The following is a 17445-nucleotide window of genomic DNA, read 5'->3' on the forward strand; positions in this document are numbered from 1 at the left end:
TCAACCGATGACCGCGGTCGCCTCGATCTCGACGAGATGTTCGGGTACGTCGAGTGCCGCGACACCGATCAGCGTGCCCGGCGGGACAGGGGTGCCACCCAGTGCGACGGCTGTACCGCGTGCCGACGATGGAGGAATCGGGACGTTGAGTGTCCCGATTCCTCCATCGTCGAGAGGGCGTTCCGGATTCATGGGCACGCAACTGAGAATCCGCCAAGGAAGCCCTTCACGGACCACCGAGCCGGCGTGACGTGAGCGGGTCCGTGAGTCCCGAGTCCTACGGCAGCCGGACCACCCGCAGGAAGGCGGGCAACAGCCACGGCCGCGGACCGCTGACGACGATCTTGCGCGCCAATGCGGCACGCGCCTTGCCGACCCGGTGGAACAGCATCAGGTTCAGCGTCGGCGGGTCGAACGAGATCCGCACGTCGACCGGCCCGCCGGGCCGCTCCACCGTGACCTGGCCCCGGTGCAGCACCAGCACGACCGGGGACGTGTACGCCGACCGGAACGCCACGGCGATCCGTCTTTCCCGCGACGGTTCGTCGGTGTCGAGAAGGTGGCCGGTGTCGTGGGACAGCACGCCCACCATGAAGAGGTCGAAAAACAGCGCCGCGTCACCCGGTGGCACCGTCCACGGCAGCTTCAGCGCCTTGGCGATGTCCCAGCCGTGGACATGCAGCTCGTTGACCAGGTGCGCGAGGACTCCCGCCAGCGGCACCTTCGAGTCCCCGAGCCAGTCCAGCGGGGTCGCCGGATCGGCGTCCTCGGTCACCCGCAGCACCTCGTCGATGTCAGCGAGCAGTCCCGCCACCAGGACGCCGATGTCGCGTTCGGGAAAATCCCGTAACACCATGGTGTTCAGCACGGAAACGGTGTCCACGGTGGTCTTTTCGAGCTGACTCTGCCCGCGGGCGGCCAAGAACGGAGTGCTGTCCGGACGCGCCAGTGACGTGTACATCTTCGCGATCGTCGCGACGTGGGCCACTGTGTCGGCCACCGTCCAGTCCGCGGTGACCATCGCGTCCGGATCCGGAACGCGGGCCACCATTTCCGCGAATCGCGCCCCCGTCACCCGATAGGCGCGCCGCACCGACTGCCATCGATCCGTCGTGATCGCTGTGGTCACGAGTCGATTTTACCGGTCAGGACCGGAAATCCTTCCGCTCTCGTGCTGTCCCGGCGCGCAGTGACCGTACTCACTACGGAAATAGACGTGACACGCACCGACCCGCCCAGGCAGACTGAACGGCGAATCAGCCTCGCCTTCGCTGTCACCGTTGCCGTCGCCGAAGGCGGCCAACGCGGACTTGCGCCCTCCCAGGAGCCCTTCACAGATGACCGAGACCCTGCCCGAAACCTCCCACGACCAGGAAAGGGCACCGGCGAAAGCCGGGCTCCTGATCGGGGTCCTGGTCCTGTCCGCGTTCGTGATGATCCTCAACGAGACCATCCTGAGCGTCGCGCTGCGTGACCTGACCGTCGACCTCAAGGTCCCGACCACCACCGTCCAATGGCTGACGAGTGGCTTCCTGCTCACCATGGCGGTCGTCATCCCGACCACCGGGTTCCTGCTCGAACGGTTCACCCCGCGCCAGGTGTTCCTCGCCTCGCTGATCCTGTTCAGCACCGGCACCCTGGTCAGCGCGCTCGCCCCCGGCTTCACGCTCCTGCTGACCGGCCGGGTCATCCAGGCCTGCGGTACCGCGGTGATGCTGCCGCTGCTGATGACCACGGTGATGCGCCTGGTGCCGGTGGAGAAGCGCGGCGCCACGATGGGCACGATCACGATCGTCATCGCGGTCGCCCCTGCCATCGGCCCGACCATCGGTGGTGCCGTGCTCTCCTCGCTCGGCTGGCGCTGGATGTTCTGGATCGTGCTGCCGCTCTCGCTCGCCGCCCTGGTGGTCGGCATGCTGCGGCTGAGGTTGGCGAGCGATACCCGCAAGGTGCCGCTGGACGTGCTGTCGGTGATCCTGTCCGCCATCGGTTTCGGTGGCGTGCTGTACGGCCTGTCGGTGTCCGGCGAGTCCGCGGGAGGGCATCAGCCGGTGCCGCCGTGGGTGCCGATCGCCGTCGGCGCCGTGGCACTCGTGGTGTTCACCTGGCGCCAGCTGCGCCTGCAGAAGGAAGATCGCGCGCTGCTGGACCTGCGCCCGTTCACCCACCGCAGTTTCGTCGTCTCGCTGGTGCTCACGGCGCTGCTGTTCATGTGCCTGCTCGGCGCCGCGGCGATCCTGCTGCCGCTGTACCTGCAGACCGTCCTGCACACCAGCACCTTCGTCAGCGGCCTCGCGGTGCTTCCCGGTGGCCTCGCCCTCGGGTTGCTCGGCCGCCCGGTCGGTGCGCTGTACGACCGCTTTGGCCCGCGGCCCTTGGTCATCCCCGGCGCCGCCGCGATGGCGGTCTCGCTGTGGCTGTTCGCCCTGCTGGGCGCGGGGTCGCCGCTACTCGCGGTCATCGCCATCCACGTTCTCCTGATGTGCGGGCTGGGCCTCATGATGACGCCGCTGATGACCGAATCCCTCGGTTCGCTGCCCGAGCATCTCTATTCACACGGCAGCGCGATCCTCGCCACCCTTCAGCAGCTCGCCGGCGCGCTCGGCACCGCCATGTTCATCGCGGTGGCCACGGCGAGCACGACCACGCCCGGGGCGGCCAGCCCCGACGCCGCGGGCATCCGCACCACGTTCATGGTCGCCGGTTGTATCGGTCTGGCCGCGTTCGCCGGTTCGCTGTTCGTGAAGAAGAGCGCCGGAGCCACCGCGGTGGCCGCGCACCACTGACGCCGGACCCGTTCACCGCGTGCCCGCCGCGGCCTCCACCGGAGGCACGGCGGGCGCGCGGCGTTCGGCCCCCTTCCGGCCGTAGGCGATGGCGGGCTGTTCGACCCAGCGGCGCAGCGCGCAGGCGAACAGCAACGCGACACCGGTGGTCGCCGCGGCCTTGGCGAGCCCGCTGGGCAGCAGCCAGCCCGTGACCCCGGCCGCGCCCGTCTGGGCGAGGTAAAGCGCGTAGGAACGATCGCCGATGAAGGTCAACGGCCTGCTCGAGAGCAGCTTCCGGACCGGACCTGGCGACACGACGGCCACGAGCAGCAGTGCCGAGCCCGCCGCGTAGACCGGGACCACGAACTGCCAGTGCCCGCCGAGTGCCTTCGCCAGCGGGCCGACGGAGAACTGCAGCACGACGAACCCGCACCCGATCGCCGCGGCGACGACAGGCCTGGTCAGCGGCCGGACCAGGGCGAACCCGCGCGGATGGTGCAACGTCATCGCCAGCAGACAGCCGATGACCAGCGAGCAGTAGTGCACCGACAGACTCGCCCAGGTGTGCGCGGGTGCCAGCGGCAGCGCGAACAGCACCACACCGAGGACGACCGAGACGCCCAGCAGCAGGCGCAGCGCCGTCTTCCCGCTCCGCGCGAACGACGTGAGCACCAGCAGCGCGGGCCACACCAGGTAGAACTTCTCCTCCACCCCCAGCGACCACGACGTCGGATAGGGCGTGTTGTAGTCGACGAGTTCGTTGCCGAAGACGAGGTAGTACGGCATGGCGTCGGCGAGCCTGCTGCTCTGATACGTGCCGCCGAGCACCACCGCGAGCGTGGTCAGCGCCAGGAGCAGGAAGTACACCGGCATGATCCGGAAGACCCGGCGAACGAAGAAGCCGCGCAGCGAGATCCGGCCCTCACGGTCTTCTTCCCTCAAGGCCAGTGTCGTGATGAGAAAACCGGACAGCACGAAGAACAGCTGCACGGCGATCCAGCCCTGCAGAGGGTCGGCGACGGGGCCGCCGTAGTGGAAGAACACGACGGCGACGGCGGCGAGCGCGCGCACGCCGGTGAGGCCGGGGAACCACGACGAGGCCAGGTAGTCGGCGTGGCCGAGCGGCCGCCACCAGGAGTGACGCGAGGGAGCGAACATGACCCGAAGGTTCGAGCGTGAACGCTGAACGGAAGCTTAAGGAAACTGAAGACGTCTTCAGCTTCGCGCTTCCGCCGACGGCAGGCGGACGACGAGGCGGGCTCCACCGTCGTGGTCGGCGACCTCGACGGTGCCGCCGTGCGCCCGGGCGATCTCGGCGACGATCGCCAGCCCGAGTCCGGCGCCACCGTCGTCACGCGCACGTCCGTCGTCCAACCGCACGAAGCGGTCGAACACCCGCTCGCGGTCGGCTGCGGGAATGCCGGGACCGTCGTCGGTGACCGTCAGCACCCCGAAACCGTCCACTGTGGACGCCGTCACTTCGACGCCGGTGCGGGTGTGGCGTTGCGCGTTGTCCACCAGGTTGCGCAGCAACCGTTCCAGCCTGCCGCGGTCACCGAGGACCGTCGGATCCTCCTCGATTTCCGCGCGCACACCCTGCCGTCCGGACAGACAGGATTCGACCACTTCGGACAGTCGCACCGGGGTGAACCGTTCCGGAGCCGCGTTGTCCAGCTTGCCGAGCAGCACGAGATCGCCGACGAGGTCCTGGAGACGGGTGACGTCGAGGAGCGCGTTCCGGCAGGCGTCGCGCCAGTCCAGCCGGTCCGGATGCGCGAGCAGCACCTCCAGCTGGGTCCGCAGGGACGCCAGCGGGGTGCGCAGTTCGTGCGAGGCGTCCGAGGTGAACCGGCTCTGCCGGGTGACCGCGGTGTCCACGCGGGCGAGCATCGTGTTCATCGTTTCCGCGAGCTTCGCGATCTCGTCGGCACTGTCCGGGGCCGGGACCCGGCGGGAGAGATCGTGCGCGCCGATCTCCGCGACCTCCGAGCGGATCGCCTCGACCGGCCGCAGCGACCGGCGTACCGCGAGCCACGCGATCACCCCGATCAGCAGTGCGATCACCGGGACACCGGCCAGCAGCGTCACGCGCACCGAATCGAGCGCCGCCTGTCCGGACTCGTCCACGATGGCCGCGCCGAACACCCGGTACTTACTGTCTCCGCTCGGGATGGCCGCCACGTGCAGCCGGAGTCCGTTCCCCTCTGGATCTTCCCCGAGCGCACTCGCGCAGCCGATGGATTCCTGGCTGGCGAGGTCGACGTCGCCCGGCTTGAGGTCCTGGACACTGTCTCTGTACAAGATGCCCCCGTCCGGGACGATCCCCCCGGATCGCAGGCCGGGACAAGACGCGACCCGCTCGCCGGTCCGGGTGGTCACCTCGTAGATCGAAGCCCGCACGTGGAGCCGCAGATCGGCCGGGGCGGCGCCGGTGTTCAGTACCTGGACGATCGCGGCCGCGCGCTCCCTCGCCACCTGCGCGGCGCCGTTGCCCAGCCGGTTCTGGGCATCGAGCACGAGCCACGCCGAAACGACCGCCAGCGCGATGAGCGACGCCAGGAAAGCGGTCAGCGCGACCCGGAACCGGGTGGTCCGCAAGAATCTAGGCACCGGAGCCCACCACGTGGTAGCCGGCGCCGCGCACCGTCCGGATCGTCTCCACCCCGAACGGCAGATCGATCTTGCGCCGCAGCGCACTCATGTGGACCTCAACCAGGTTCGCCGTCGCTGACGCCGCGAAATCCCAGAGGTTCTCCAGCAGTTCCGCCTTGGTGACCACTTCACCCTGCCGTTTCATGAGATACGCCAGCAGCGCGAACTCCTTGGTGGTCAACGGGATCTCGGCCGCGCCGCGACGGCAGCTGTGACTGGCCTGGTCGAGTTCGAGGTCGCCGAGCCGCAGCGTGCCCGGCCGGATCGCTCCCCCGCGCCGGATCAGCGCCCGCAGCCGGGAGAGCAGGACGCCGTACGAGAACGGCTTCGGAAGGAAGTCGTCGGCGCCGGTGTCCAGCGCCTCGATCTCGTCGTCCTCGCCGTCCTTCGCGGTCAGCATGAGGATCGGGGTGTTGTCGCCTCGTTCGCGGAGCCTCCGGCAGACGCGGTAGCCGTTGAGGCCGGGCAGCATGATGTCGAGGATCATCGCGGCGTAAGGATGCTCGGCGGCATACCAAAGCGCGTCGCGGCCGTTGTGCGCGACGTCCACGGCGTACCCTTCGGCGCTCAGCCCGGCGCGCAGCGATTCGGCCAGCCGCCGCTCGTCTTCCACGAGCAAGATCCTCATCGGCTCACGATCCCATACGGCCGGTCGGCACTTGGTCACCGTGCCGGGCACAATTACCCTCGTACGCGAGGAAATCCGATGTCACCGTCCCGGCATGCCCACCCACCGCGGCCGCGGAGCGCTTCTCATGGCGCTCGCCGCCGTCCTCGTCGCCGGATGTTCCTCCGAGCCCGAGCCGCCGCCGGCCTACCGGCTCAGCGGTGACGCGTGCGGGGCGGTGAATCCGGCGGAATTCGAAGCGCTCACCCGCGCCACGCCGGCCAAGAAGCCGAGCAACCTCGTCGAGAGGCTCGATGGCGGGAACTGCGCGATGGAGTTCGACGGTGCCGGTGGTTACGTCCTGCTGACGACGTTCATCGCCATCCACCCCTCGGGAGAAGCCGCCGCCAAGGCCATGTACGACGATTTCCGGCAAAAGGACGGCGAACGGGTGACGTCCGGTCGCGACCTCAAGGTCATCGACGTCGAAGGTCTCGGCACCGCGGCCTATCTGTACCGGCAGCACGACGACTCGAAGCCGTGGACACCCGGCGAACTCTGGCTCTACAAGTACCTCGTCCGGCACGGCTCGCTGTTCCTCACGGTCACCGGAACCGGCAACGCGCGAGAGGCCGACGGCTGGCCCACCGTGGAGCAGGAAATGCAGGACAAAGTCAAAAAGAGCGCCGAAGAGACCATGAAGGCGCTTAAAGCCTGATCACCGCTGTCCGGGTGAAGGCTTCGTGTCCTGCTCCAGCACCACGGGGTCAATGGTCCGGCCCGGACAGCGGCCGAGCAGGAAGCCGGTGATCCAGGCGAGGTAGGTCTCGACGGTATGGAGGCCTCGCATGCGATGCAGCGAAAGCGCCCTTCAGCCCTCGAGCGCACCGGCCGTCTTCTGCGCGGCACCGGTGATGTTGCGGACCATGCCGCCGAAGACGACGCCGTGGAACGGCGCGATCGCCTTCCAGTACGCGTGCCCGGCGAACCCGTGCGGCTCGAACACCGCCCGCTGCCGGTAGATGGTCTCACCGTCCTCATCGGACTCGACGCCGAGTTCGAGCCAGGCGCGGCCCGGCAGCTTCATCTCGGCTCGCAGCCGCAACATCCGCGGCCGGTCGAGGTATTCGACGCGCCACCAGTCCAGCGCTTCGCCGAGGTGCAGCCGTCGCGGATCCCGCCTCCCGCGCCGCAACCCGACCCCGCCGACGAGCCGGTCCGCCCAGCCACGGACCGACCAGGCCAGCGGGAACGAGTACCAGCCGTGTTCGCCGCCGATGGACTCGATGACGTCCCACAGCGCTTCCGGTGAGGCGTCCGTCCGCTGCTCGCGCTTGTCCTCGTAGACCGTGCCGCCCGCCCACTCCGGGTCACTCGGCAGGGGGTCCGACGGCGCGGTCGAGGCGTCCGACCAGCGGGTCGGCACATCGGCGTTCCGAATCCGGGTCAGTGCCAGTTCGACCGCGTGTTCGTAGTGCGTCAGCCCCGCTTCCGGGTCGGGGATGTGCCCGGCGATCGCGTGGTCGTGACAGACCACTTCGTGCACCAGCGATTCGATCAACGGCACGGCGATCGACTTCGGCACGGGGGTGACCAGGTTGACCCACTGCGCGGAAAACCACGGGGTCAGCACCGGAACAGGCACGACGGCCCGCCGGGGCAAACCCGCGACGACGGCGTAGCGGCGCATCATGTCCAGATAGGTCAGGACGTCGGGGCCGCCGATGTCGAACGCGCCGTTCACTTCGGGCGGCAGGTCGGCGGCGTGCACGAGGTAGTGCAGCACGTCCCGGATCGCGATCGGCTGGATGCGGTTGTGCACCCACCGCGGGGTGATCATCGCGGGGAGGCGTTCGGTCAGGTAGCGCAGCATTTCGAAACTCGCCGAACCCGAGCCGATGATCACCGCGGCCTGCAGGACGACGGCGGGCACCCCGGAGTCCAGCAGGACCTTACCGACTTCGGCCCGGGACGCCAGATGCGGCGACAACTCCTCGTCGTCCGGCACGATGCCGCCCAGGTACACCAGCCGCCGCGCGCCCGCCTTCTTCGCGGCCTCGGCGACCGTCTTCGCCGCTTCGCGGTCGATGTCGACGAAATCCCTCTGCGCCAGAGAATGCACGAGATAGTAGACGACCTCGCCCTCGGCCAGCGCCGTGCTGATCGAGGCCGGATCGGTGACGTCGCCGCGTTCGACCTCGACCCGGTCCCGCCACGGCTCCTCGGCGACCTTCTCCGGCGAGCGAGCCACCACGCGGACCTCGTGACCTGCTTCGAGCAGATGCGGCACCAGCCGCCCGCCCACGTATCCCGTCGCACCGAGCACCACACATCGCATGCCCCGAGTGTTCACGGTGCCAGGCGTGCTCGCACCTCCACGGTCGCGGCGATACTGCTCCGGAGGAACCGCGCGACCGTCCGCCGCTCGTCTTCGCCCAGGTCACGCCACGCGGTAGAGAACCGCTCACCGAGGGGCTGGAAGAACTCGCCGCCGATCTCCCGCGCCTTCTCGTGCATCCGCAGCTCGACCTTGCGCCGGTCGGTCGCGCTGCGGTCCCGGTAGAGGTGCCCCGCCCGCTCCAGCCGATCCAGCACCGACGTCGTCGCCGACGCGCTCAGGTGCAGGGCGCTCGCGAGCCTGCTCGGGCTCATCGGGTCCCCCATCCTGGCCGCGTCCATGATCACCGCGAGGGCGTTGAGGTCGGTCCGGTGCAGGCCGTGGGCCTCGCCGAACATCTCGGCGAACCGGTCCGATTCGACGGTCAGCTGCCGCAGCAGAAGGACGAGCAAGTCGTCCGTGACCTTCTCGGTGTCGTCGGTGTCAGCCACGTCCGAACCCTCCCCTCACACTGCACCGTTCGGGTGACCACTCTACTATTTCGATGGTCGAATTATTCACCCGTCGAAGTAGTACTGCCTCGGGAGCCATCCGCTCATGATCTCCGAAGTCGAACATCCCACTCGCACGCGGTCACGTCTGCGCTGGCTGCTCCCCGCCCTCGTCGCGGTGGCCTGGCTGATCTTCGGGGGATTCAGTGGCCCGTACGCGGGCAAGCTGAGCCAGGTCACGGAGAACGACAGCAGCAGCTTCCTGCCCGCTTCGGCCGAGGCCACCGAAGTCGGTGAACTCCAGAAGCAGTTCTCCAGTGCCGCCGTCATCCCGGCCATCGTCGTCGCGGAGCGGCCGTCGGGCCTGACCGAGGGCGACAAGCGGTTCCTCGCCGATCGGACGGCGAACGCCCGGCTCGTCCCGGCGCCGGGGAGCAACGCGGGCGCACAGGTCGTCGTGCTCCTGGACGCCACGACCGACCCCGGGGACGGGGTCGAGGCGCTGCGGGACGCGCTCGCCCGTGACACACCGGATGGGCTGAAAGTGCTAGTGACCGGGCCGGCCGCGCAGGTCGCCGATCTCAAGGAGGCGTTCGGCGGGATCGACGGGCTGCTGCTCCTGGTCGCGGGCGCGGTGGTCGCGCTCATCCTGATCATCGTCTACCGAAGCCCGCTGCTGCCCCTGCTCGTCCTGTCGTCCGCGGTGTTCGCGCTGGGCACGGCGAGCCTCGCGGTGTACCTGCTCGCGGAGCACGACGTGCTGGCGCTGAACGGGCAGAGCCAGGGCATCCTGTTCATTCTCGTCTTCGGCGCCGCCACCGACTACGCGCTGTTGATGATTTCGCGCTATCGCGAAGAACTCAGGACGACCGAAGACGCCCGCTCCGCGCTCCGCACGGCCTGGCGCTCGACCATCGAGCCGATCGCGGCCTCCGCCGGGACGGTGATCCTCGGCGTCCTCTGCCTGCTGTTCAGTGACCTGAACTCCAACAAGGGACTGGGCCCGGTCGCCGCCATCGGCATCGGCGCGGCCTTCCTGACGACCATCACGTTCCTGCCCGCCGTCCTGGCCCTGTGCGGACGCAACGCCTTCTGGCCGTTCCGGCCGGCGGTGGCCCCGCCGAAGGAAGAAGCCGGCGGGATCTGGGGTCGCGTCGCGGGCTGGATCTCCCGCGCGCCGCGAACGATCTGGCTCGTCACGACCGTCGTCCTCCTCGCGGGCGGCGCGTTCCTCCCGCAACTGAAGGCTTCCGGCACCGCGCAGTCCGACGTCTTCCTCACCCCGGTCGATTCCGTGGCGGGGCAAGAAGTCCTCTCGCGCTACTTCCCCGGCGGCTCCGGCTCTCCGACCGTGCTCATCACCCCCGCCGGACAAGCCAAAGCGGTGACCGACCTCGCGCGGGTCCCCGGTGTTTCGGACGTCCGTCAAAGCGGCGAAGCGGGCGGGCTCGCGAAAATCGACGCGGTACTGACCGATCCGCCCGATTCCGACGCGGCCCTCGCGACGGTCCAACGGATCCGCGAGGCCGTGCACACCGTCGACGGCACCAAGGTCGGCGGGCCGACGGCGACCCTGCTCGACACCAGGGAGACCTCGGAGCACGACCGGCTGCTGATCATCCCGATCGTCCTGGTGGTGATCTTCCTCGTGCTCGCCCTGTTGCTGCGATCGCTGCTCGCGCCGCTGCTGCTGATCGGCACGGTGGTGCTGTCGTTCGCCGCGACGATGGGTGTTTCGGCACTGGTGTTCAACCACGTCTTCGAATTCCCCGGCGCCGACCCCGTCGTCCCGCTGTTCGGCTTCGTCTTCCTCGTGGCACTGGGGATCGACTACAACATCTTCCTGATGACCAGGGTCCGCGAAGAAGCGGGCAGGATCGGCACCAGGGACGGGACGCTGCGCGGCCTGCGTGTCACCGGCGGCGTGATCACGTCCGCGGGTGTCGTGCTCGCCGCGACGTTCGCCGCGTTGGCCGTCCTGCCCATCCTCTTCCTGGCGCAGCTGGCTTTCATCGTCGCGTTCGGCGTTCTGCTCGATACCCTTCTGGTGCGTTCGCTGCTGGTGCCCGCTCTGTCGATGGACCTCGGTCGGAGGATCTGGTGGCCGTCCAAGCCGGCGAGGACCGGCCGGGAATGAACGCGGCGCAGGAACTGCCCTTGGCCTGGTGCCATGAGTGACGAACAGGACGCCATCGACGAGCGGGTCCAGGACGCCGGGGAACGCGGCGACCTGGCCGGACTCCGGCGGCTGGCCGACGGCGGCAGTGCCGACGCGGCGGACCAGCTGATCGAAACGGCGACCGGACTGGGCGCGCTGGACGAGCTGCGGCGACTGGCCGAGCGCGGCAACCGGGATGCCGCGGACCAGCTGGCCGAGCTCACGGAGGAGTAGGCGGTCAGAGGTCGATCGGCTCGACCGTCACTTTCGCCCCAGCACGATCTTTCCCCACTCGGCACCTCCGTGTCGCTCGCCTCGGTTTCCGGGGAGATTCTTGGTCAACGGAGGATTCGGATCTGCCCGCCCCGAAATCGGTGGTCCCTGCCAGCACCCGGTCGAGCCCCGCGGGACCTCGGTTCTAGTCCTGCGAAGGATGCCGCAGCGAGCGGCTCGTCGACGCGCCCAGCACGCGCGACGCCATCCACGCCAGCGCGTCGGCCGTACGCGCCGGAGTGTCCGACGGCTGCATGACGTGGCTCAGCACGGTCCGGACCACGACGTCGATCGCCACGTTCAGCTGCTCCGCGTCCAGCGGTGGACCGTAGGCATGAACGCGACCGCGCAGCATGAGCGTCGCCTCGCTCAGGAGGCTCCCGGCCCGCACCGTCAGCAGTGGCAGCAACTCGGTGTCGGCGCCGTGCGTCGCCGAGACGATGGCTCGCAGCAGGAGGTTGTCGTCGGCGAGTTCGAGGACGCCGCGGACGGCGTCGTGGATCGCCTCGACAAGGTTTTCGGGATGCCCTTCGAAGGCGTCCTGGACGATTGAGAGGAACCGGCCGAGTTCGTGCGAGATCATCGCTTCGGCCAGCTGGTTCTTCGAGCCGAGTTCGTTGTAGACGGTCTGGCGGCTGACGCCGACGATCTCCGCGAGCTTGCTCATCGTCACCGAGGACCAGCCGGAGCGCACGGTCACCTCGATCGCCGCCGCGACGATCGGTCGACGGTACGGACCTCCCGTGACCGGCGCCTCGCTCATGATCGTCATTCTAGGCCGTGCCTTTTCAGGGCGCGCTTTCGGATTTCCGTAGCCGGGACATGGCATCCGCTGCCGGCTCGCCTGTTCGGGACACACTTTCCAAGCCGCTGCTCCCACGACGACCAGCGCCACGATCAGTCCCGCGGCTTCGGGTGACGACCGTGCCGTAGTCGTCCACCTCGAAGAAGCCGGGCGTTATCGCCTCGTATGCCCAGTCACATCTCGCGCGGCGGCCTCGATCTTCATCAGGCTCCGACCTTTCCCGGTGCCACGAAATCGACCTTCTCCCGCACCCCGCAGTCCGGGCAGCACCACGAATCCGGGATCGCCGACCACGGCGTTCCGGCGGGGAAACCTTCACGGGGGTCGCCGAGTTCCTCGTCGTAGACGTAGCCGCAACCGGGGCACGTCCCGCCCTCGGTCGCGTCGCCGTGCGTGTCGGCGGCGACGCGGGACGGCGCGGTGACGCGCGTTCCGTAACGTGCCAAGATCTTGGCGCGTTTCGACGGCTGGATGTTGGCGCGGGAGATGTCACCGTCGAAATGCGCGAGCACGCGTGGATCCATCACTCGCCGCCACACCGGTGGGATCAAGGCCAGCACGATCATCCCGGCGTAGCCCGTCGGCAGGACCGGCGATTCCGCGAAATCGCGCAGCGTCTGGTAGCGGCGGGTCGGGTTGGCGTGGTGGTCGCTGTGCCGTTGCAGGTGGTAGAGCAGGACGTTGGTGGCGATGTTGTTGGAATTCCAGCTGTGACCGGGGTCCACGCGTTCGTAGCGTCGCCGATTCGGCGGGCCGACCTTCCGCCGCCGCATGCCGTAGTGCTCCATGTAGTTCACGACCTCCAGCAGCGAGAAGCCGATCACGGCCTGGATCACCAGGTACGGCAGGATCCCCGGGCCGAGCCACCCGGTCATCGCCGCCCACAGCACCGCCGACATCAGCCAGGCGTTGAGCACGTCGTTGCCGATCCGGAACGGATGCCGGTCGCGCCGGGCGTACCGCTTGCGCTCCAGGCGCCACGCCGATTCCAGGGAGCCGAACACCGTGCGCGGCCAGAACCGGTAGAAGCTTTCCCCCACCCGGCTGCTGGCCGGATCCTCCGGAGTCGCCACCCGGACGTGGTGGCCGCGGTTGTGCTCGATGTAGAAGTGTCCGTAGAAACTCTGTGCCAGTGCGATCTTCGACAGCCAGCGTTCGTGGCGTTCCTTCTTGTGCCCCAGTTCGTGCGCGGTGTTGATGCCGATGCCCCCGATGCAGCCGATCGAGATCGCCAGGCCGACCTTGTCCGCGACGGAGAGATCACCGCGGGCGATCAGCCAGAACGCGACCACGAAACCCGCGTACTGGATGGGCAGGAAGGCGAAGGTGATCCACCGGTAGTAGCGGTCCCGCTCCAGCCGCTCGATCACGTCGTCGGGCGGATTGCTGCGATCGAGCCCCGCGAGCAGGTCGATCAGCGGCACGATCACCAGGATCACGATCGGCCCGAGCCAGAACCACACTCCCCAGCCGGTGGCCGCGTGCAGCCCGATGGCCAGGAACGCGAGCGAGGGGACGACCAAGCCGATCAACCACAGGTATCGCTTGCGGTCGGTCCATCGTTCGGTCGAGCCCGCCGGGATCGTGCCCGTCAGCTGGTTCATCGCACCCTCCTCCGCCGGGCTGGGTTTACAAAACTTTAGGTGATGTACATCAAGTTTGACAAGTAGTCATTATTTGTAAATCCGGCGTTGCTTCGTTCGTTGGGAACTCGGCGATATCTTGCGTTAGTAAAGAAACTTACTTAACTTGAGCTGACACGCCGCGACCCACTTCGTCCGCCCCGAAGGAGCGCGAATGCCCCGATCATCTCGTCGGATCCGACCCGTCGCCGTGGCCGCCGTCGCCGTGGCCCTGCTGGCGCCGCCCGCCACGGCCGCCGCCGCGAGCACCGCGGCGAACAGCCCTTGGCCTGGCGCTTCCGCCGTCACGAACGCCGACGGCTCGAACGTCCTCGGCGGCAACATGAGCGGCTTGTCCTTCGGCGAACCCGGTGTCCTTTGGGCGGTCAAGAACGGTCCCGGCACGCTGTACCGTCTCGTGCGCAACGGCACGAAGTGGCAGCCGGACACCGCCAACGGCTGGTCCTCGGGCAAGGCGCTGCGCTACCGCGACGGCAAGGGTGATCCCGACGCCGAAGCCGTCGTGGCCACCCCGGACGGCGTGGTCGCGGCCACCGAACGCGACGGCGACAACAGCAAGACGAGCGCGCTCAAGGTGCTCCGTTACGACGTTTCCGGCTCGGCCAAGACCCTCACCGCCAAGGCCGAGTGGAATCTGACCGCGGATCTGCCGAAGGTCTCGGCCAACGACGGTCTCGAAGCCGTCTCGTGGATCCCCGACAGCGCCCTCACCGCGAAGGGATTCGTGGACGAGCGCACGAAGGCGCCGTACAACCCGGGCAGCTACCCCGGTCACGGCACCGGCCTCTACCTGGTCGGCCTCGAGAGCAACGGGATGATCTACGCCTACGCGCTGGACCAGGCGGGCGGGAAGTACACCCGCGTCGCGAGTTTCGCGAGCGGTCTCGACTCGATCATGGAACTCGAGTACGAGACTTCGACCGGCAAACTGTGGGCGGTTTGCGACGACAACTGCGGCGGCGCCTCGACGACACTCGCCGTCGGCCCGCAGGGCAAGTTCGCCGTGACCGCCACATACGACCGCCCGGACGGGATGCCGGACCACAACAACGAAGGCTTCACCATCGCGGGCGCCTGTGTTTCGGGAAGCAAGCAGGTGGTCTGGGCCGACGACGGGAACGAAGACGGCCACGCACTTCGCGCCGGCACTCTGTCCTGTAGCTGAACTTTCACTCCATTCCGGCGCGGATCGGAGTGCATCGATTCCTCCCGGCCGGTTCCTGAACTGTTGAGGGGTAAGCAAGGGTGTCGTGTGGGTGACGAGTCCGTGAAGGCCTCCTTGAGGGACTTTATTTGCTTGCCCATGGGAATCCGGCTTTGTCTCGCTGTCGCTGTGGGTGGTGCTGGGCGGTGTGTCGTCCGTTGCTCAAGCACTGGGACCGGAACATCCTCTCGACGATGGAGGAATTGGGACACTCAACGTCCCGATTCCTCCATCGTCGACACCGGTACGCGGTAAGCGGTCAACCCTCATCGTCGGCCTGGTCAGGGGTGGGCAAAGCACGGATCGGTCCGTATTCCTCGCGCCAGGAGCCTTCGCATCGCTTTCGCGGCGGCGGCACCGAAGGAGCAAGGGACCTTTAGTGTCGCTAGCTTTCCTAGCGGTGCTAGCGGAATAGTGGGCGCCGCACAAGTCCGTGAAGGCCTCCTTGAGGGACGCAGGGTCCCTCAAGGAGGCCTTCACGGACTTCACGACCCAACGCTGGCGTCACAGCCGTATACGCGGCGGGCGTCCTCGCCCCGTCCCGACGATGATCGCCGACTCCCCGGACACAAGATCGAAGCCATGACCTGTCTTTCGCACTCATGCGGCAGCCTGCTCCACGGAACCGACGACGAGGCCGCGGGCGGTAGGCTCCGGATCGCGACCAGGAACGACCCGGAGGACCAGTGATCAGCGAAGACCTGCGCGAACGCCGCCACAAGATCATCGAAGAGCACATGGACACCGAGGTGGCCCACGAGTTCGAGCGCACCCTGGACACCTTCAACGGCCATCCGCACTACGAGATCATGGCGACCGGGCAGATCTTCGACGGCGACGAAGAGGTCATGGCGTACTACCGCATGACCCGGACGGCTTTCCCGGACCAGCGGCACGACAACGTGCGGTACCACTTCGCCGACGAGTCGGTCGTCGTCGAATTCGACCTGCTCGGCACCAACCTCGGCGAGTTCTACGGCCGCCCGCCCACCGGCAAGGCGTTCCGGGTGCCGATCATCGCGGTGTTCTTCTTCGACGGGGACCGGATCACCAACGAGCGCGTCTACTTCGACGCCGCCAGCCTGATCACCCAGGCCGGGCACGCCGAACTGCTGACCCTCCTGGCGTCGGGCGAGGTCTGAACAAGCAGCCGGTGATCAGCCGCCGACGTGCGAAAGGCCGAACGCGGTGAGGAAGCCGGCGACCGTGATCAACCCGGTCCACAGCTGCGCGTCTTCGAAGGCCTCGGGGATCATCGTGTCGGCGATCATGGCGAGGATCGCGCCGCCGGCGATCGCCGTGATCACCGCCAGGGTGGCGCCGGAAGCGCCGCCGAGAACGCCGTAGCCGAGCAGGGCCGCCACACCGCTGATCACGGCGATACCACTCCACAGGAGGAAGACGTAGCGCGGACTCCGGCCCGCCCGCTTCATCCCCGCGGCACTGGACAACCCTTCCGGGACGTTGCTGATGAACACGGCGGCCACGGTCACCACGCTGACGCTTCCGCCACCGAGCAGGCTGGTGCCGATCACCATCGATTCGGGGATACCGTCCAGCAGGGCACCGAGCGCGATGGCGGTCCCGGAGCCCGCTTGCTCGGTTTCGGACGGTTGCTGGCCACCGGAGCGTTTACGATGGCGGGCGCCTCGCCGGGCCAGAGCGACGTTGGCGAGAGTATAGATCAGCGCGCCGCCGAGAGCGCCGAGCGCGGTCGGCAGGAAGCCGCCCTTCTCGTGGGCCTCGGCGATCAGTTCGAAGGAGACGGCGGAGATCAGCACGCCGCTGCCGAAGGCCATCACACCCGCCACGGCCTTGCCCGGAATTCGGACGAGGAAGCCCGCCACCGCGCCCAGCAGCAACGCCGACCCGGCCAGCAGGCCCCAGCCGCCCGCGGCGAGTAGTTCCGGCACCCGAGCCTCCTCCTCGTTCGGAAATCCCGGCGTTCAGTCTGTCCGATCCGGTGGCCGGACGCGCGTCAGGAGGATTGCCCCGCAGAACGCGCGGGTACCCGGCCCTCATGGAACAAGAAGGCGTGACACGCGGCACCCGACGGCATCCGCCGCAGGTGGCCGCCCTGATCGTCGGCGTGGCCTTTCTCGTGGTCGGGATCCTCGGCTTCATCCCGGGCATCACCACCGGCTACGACGGGCTGAAATTCGCCGGACACCATTCCGAAGCCCGCTTGTTCGGTGTCTTCGCCGTGTCGATCCTGCACAACCTGGTGCATTTGCTCTTCGGCGTGGTGGGCGTGCTCGCCGCTCGCAAACGCGCCGCCTCCCGTGTCTTCCTCATGGTCGGCGGCGGGCTCTATCTGCTCCTGTGGATCGTCGGTCTGGTGATCCCCCAGAGCAGCCCGGGTAACTTCCTGCCGTTCAACGTCGCCGACAACTGGCTGCATCTCGGCCTCGGCCTCGGCATGGTCGCGCTGGGTCTCCTCACCACGGCGCTCGAACGCAAGGCGGGCGACTACCCGGAGCCCGAACTGCAGCACGAATGAGAAAGT

General features: G+C 68.2%; 17 protein-coding genes and 1 pseudogene. 7 read left to right on the forward strand and 11 right to left on the reverse strand.

Annotated features, from left to right (window positions below; genetic code table 11):
• A pseudogene (locus P3102_RS20850) lies at positions 1-102 on the reverse strand (RidA family protein); the annotation flags it as partial.
• 175 nt (positions 103-277) lie between these two features.
• On the reverse strand, positions 278-1075 hold the full coding sequence (locus tag P3102_RS20855) for a maleylpyruvate isomerase N-terminal domain-containing protein (RefSeq protein ID WP_276371274.1): 798 nt from the start codon (positions 1073-1075) through the stop codon (positions 278-280).
• A 262-nt stretch (positions 1076-1337) separates the two neighbouring features.
• Between P3102_RS20855 and P3102_RS20860 the strand changes: the two genes are divergently transcribed.
• Complete coding sequence (locus P3102_RS20860) at positions 1338-2786, forward strand: DHA2 family efflux MFS transporter permease subunit (RefSeq protein WP_276361028.1); 1449 nt, start codon at positions 1338-1340, stop codon at positions 2784-2786.
• A 12-nt stretch (positions 2787-2798) separates the two neighbouring features.
• On the opposite strand, the gene P3102_RS20865 is transcribed toward P3102_RS20860, so the two are convergent.
• The 3 genes from P3102_RS20865 to P3102_RS20875 are packed head-to-tail and all read right to left on the reverse strand — an operon-like array spanning position 2799 to position 6048.
• Positions 2799-3926: an acyltransferase gene (locus P3102_RS20865; protein ID WP_276361029.1), complete on the reverse strand. Its 1128-nt coding sequence runs from the start codon at positions 3924-3926 to the stop codon at positions 2799-2801.
• A 57-nt stretch (positions 3927-3983) separates the two neighbouring features.
• Positions 3984-5378 (reverse strand): ATP-binding protein, encoded by a 1395-nt coding sequence (locus tag P3102_RS20870; RefSeq protein ID WP_276361030.1) that lies wholly within the window; start codon positions 5376-5378, stop codon positions 3984-3986.
• A complete protein-coding gene (locus P3102_RS20875) occupies positions 5371-6048 on the reverse strand; it encodes a response regulator transcription factor (protein ID WP_276361032.1) in 678 nt (225 codons plus the stop codon). Before P3102_RS20875 ends, P3102_RS20870 begins: the two co-directional genes overlap by 8 nt.
• 94 nt (positions 6049-6142) lie before the next feature.
• On the opposite strand from P3102_RS20875, the gene P3102_RS20880 reads away from it, so the two are divergent.
• Complete coding sequence (locus P3102_RS20880; protein WP_276361033.1) at positions 6143-6745, forward strand: hypothetical protein; 603 nt, start codon at positions 6143-6145, stop codon at positions 6743-6745.
• Here P3102_RS20880 and P3102_RS20885 read toward each other — a convergent pair whose 3' ends face one another.
• The 3 genes from P3102_RS20885 to P3102_RS20895 are packed head-to-tail and all read right to left on the reverse strand — an operon-like array spanning position 6746 to position 8856.
• Positions 6746-6877, reverse strand: coding sequence for a hypothetical protein (locus P3102_RS20885; RefSeq protein WP_276361034.1), 132 nt, complete (start codon positions 6875-6877; stop codon positions 6746-6748). It lies immediately after the preceding gene.
• Between the two features lie 21 nt (positions 6878-6898).
• Positions 6899-8365: an SDR family oxidoreductase gene (locus P3102_RS20890; RefSeq protein WP_276361035.1), complete on the reverse strand. Its 1467-nt coding sequence runs from the start codon at positions 8363-8365 to the stop codon at positions 6899-6901.
• Between the two features lie 11 nt (positions 8366-8376).
• On the reverse strand, positions 8377-8856 hold the full coding sequence (locus tag P3102_RS20895) for a MarR family transcriptional regulator (protein ID WP_276361037.1): 480 nt from the start codon (positions 8854-8856) through the stop codon (positions 8377-8379).
• Between the two features lie 106 nt (positions 8857-8962).
• Here P3102_RS20895 and P3102_RS20900 point away from each other — a divergent pair, with 106 nt between their 5' ends.
• Positions 8963-10993 carry an efflux RND transporter permease subunit gene (locus P3102_RS20900; RefSeq protein WP_276361038.1) on the forward strand — a complete coding sequence of 677 codons (2031 nt, stop codon included), beginning with the start codon at positions 8963-8965 and terminating at the stop codon, positions 10991-10993.
• Between the two features lie 33 nt (positions 10994-11026).
• Positions 11027-11248, forward strand: coding sequence for a hypothetical protein (locus tag P3102_RS20905; RefSeq protein ID WP_276361039.1), 222 nt, complete (start codon positions 11027-11029; stop codon positions 11246-11248).
• 184 nt (positions 11249-11432) lie between these two features.
• Here P3102_RS20905 and P3102_RS20910 read toward each other — a convergent pair whose 3' ends face one another.
• Together P3102_RS20910 and P3102_RS20915 are read right to left on the reverse strand one after the other, a co-directional pair.
• Positions 11433-12059, reverse strand: coding sequence for a TetR family transcriptional regulator (locus P3102_RS20910; protein ID WP_276361040.1), 627 nt, complete (start codon positions 12057-12059; stop codon positions 11433-11435).
• 236 nt (positions 12060-12295) lie between these two features.
• Positions 12296-13696, reverse strand: a complete 1401-nt coding sequence (locus tag P3102_RS20915) for a fatty acid desaturase (RefSeq protein WP_276361041.1) — start codon at positions 13694-13696, stop codon at positions 12296-12298.
• A gap of 193 nt (positions 13697-13889) precedes the next feature.
• On the opposite strand from P3102_RS20915, the gene P3102_RS20920 reads away from it, so the two are divergent.
• Together P3102_RS20920 and P3102_RS20925 are read left to right on the forward strand one after the other, a co-directional pair.
• Positions 13890-14900: a hypothetical protein gene (locus tag P3102_RS20920; RefSeq protein ID WP_276361043.1), complete on the forward strand. Its 1011-nt coding sequence runs from the start codon at positions 13890-13892 to the stop codon at positions 14898-14900.
• 725 nt (positions 14901-15625) lie between these two features.
• Positions 15626-16081, forward strand: coding sequence for an ester cyclase (locus P3102_RS20925; protein WP_276361044.1), 456 nt, complete (start codon positions 15626-15628; stop codon positions 16079-16081).
• Between the two features lie 15 nt (positions 16082-16096).
• Here P3102_RS20925 and P3102_RS20930 read toward each other — a convergent pair whose 3' ends face one another.
• Positions 16097-16852 (reverse strand): ZIP family zinc transporter, encoded by a 756-nt coding sequence (locus P3102_RS20930; protein WP_276361045.1) that lies wholly within the window; start codon positions 16850-16852, stop codon positions 16097-16099.
• A 122-nt stretch (positions 16853-16974) separates the two neighbouring features.
• Between P3102_RS20930 and P3102_RS20935 the strand changes: the two genes are divergently transcribed.
• Positions 16975-17439, forward strand: a complete 465-nt coding sequence (locus P3102_RS20935; RefSeq protein WP_276361046.1) for a DUF4383 domain-containing protein — start codon at positions 16975-16977, stop codon at positions 17437-17439.
• The last annotated feature ends 6 nt before the right edge of the window (positions 17440-17445 follow it).

Origin of the sequence: Amycolatopsis sp. QT-25 (assembly GCF_029369745.1) — a bacterium.
GTDB lineage: Bacteria > Actinomycetota > Actinomycetes > Mycobacteriales > Pseudonocardiaceae > Amycolatopsis.